The organism is Anaerolineae bacterium (genome assembly GCA_025062375.1).
Classification (GTDB): domain Bacteria; phylum Chloroflexota; class Anaerolineae; order SpSt-600; family SpSt-600; genus SpSt-600.
The window spans coordinates 1-1,130 of the sequence record JANXAG010000074.1; the positions used below are offsets into that span (position 1 = coordinate 1).

General features: G+C 64.4%; 2 protein-coding genes. One reads left to right on the forward strand and one right to left on the reverse strand.

What is annotated here, in order from left to right; all coding sequences use genetic code 11:
* A partial coding sequence (locus NZ653_10075) for a hypothetical protein (GenBank protein ID MCS7287463.1) occupies window positions 1-392 on the forward strand: 392 nt, incomplete at its 5' end.
* On the opposite strand, the gene NZ653_10080 is transcribed toward NZ653_10075, so the two are convergent.
* On the reverse strand, window positions 355-873 hold the full coding sequence (locus tag NZ653_10080) for a hypothetical protein (protein MCS7287464.1): 519 nt from the start codon (window positions 871-873) through the stop codon (window positions 355-357). The genes NZ653_10075 and NZ653_10080 overlap by 38 nt on opposite strands.
* Between the last annotated feature and the right edge of the window lie 257 nt (window positions 874-1,130).

Sequence of the window (1,130 nt, forward strand, 5' to 3'; positions counted from 1 at the left end):
GTCGGTATCAGGCCAGCCGCCACATGTGGTATGAACTGGAGATGTGGTCCCTGGTCGGGCTTCCGTGGGGGCGCTGGGTCTTTCCGCCCTTCTGGTTGGGGCTGCGGGCTCAGCCTCTGAACCCAACCCAGGCCGATGGGTTCGTCTGGGGTCCCCCGGAGGCCGACCTGATCCCGGCGATAAGGGCCCTTCAGGCCCTGGCAGGAGAGATGGGCTTTGCCTATGTGGACCTGCTGCTGGAGGAGCCGGAGGGCCGGGACCTGGCCCGATCCCTTGGCCTGGAGTATCAGACCACCGTGACGATGTGGAGTTTTCGTCTCCTAACTGCAGGGATTCCCAAAGAGCCGGGCGTTTCTATCGGCGAACAAGGGGGAGGTAAGTTCGGAAGCTGAGGAGGAAGGACGTCGGCCAGTAGGGGTTGTAACCCCCTTCGGCGAAGAGGAACCACGCCGTGGCCCCCACGTGCAGCCGGTTGTAGTATTCCCAGCCGAAGCCGGTGGTCAGGCCGTCGGCCGGGGCGGCCACAATGCCCTTGCCGTTGCCGTTCGGCGCCGTGGCCTGGACCTCCCGCAGTTCGTTCAGGTAGTGGCGGGCTTTCCCGATCTCCCCCAGTATGTGGTAGGCCACCACCATCTGGGCCGTCCCCTCAAACCAGGGCATGTCCCGGTCATCGTTGAAGTCAAAGCCTTCGTAGTTTTCCCATGTGGCCCGGTGGTGTTCCTCCGCATAGGCGATCGCTCTCCGGGTTCTTTCGTTAGGGCCGAAGGCCAGAAGCGCCCAGGTCTGGGCGTCCAGGGGGACGGTCTGGGGGTTGATGGTCACCCCGTCGTCCAGTGTCCCTGTCCAGTAGAAGCCCGCCTCGTCGTTCCACATGGCCTCCACGAATTGACGGGCGTGCTCGGCCCGCTCCCGCCAGACGGACTCCCCGGTGATGCGGTAGAGGCGCTCAAAGGCCACATAGAGGTCCAGGTTGTGCTCGGTGGACTTCCAGAGCAATCTGGTCGGACTGGGCTCTTCTCCCTCGTAGCCTCCTGTGTAACCTCCCGCCCCCCGGGTGTCCCTGGCGTGGGCTTCAACCCAGTTTCCCAGGGCAGCGGCGGCCTCCAGGTACGGGTCTCCCCCGTATTTTT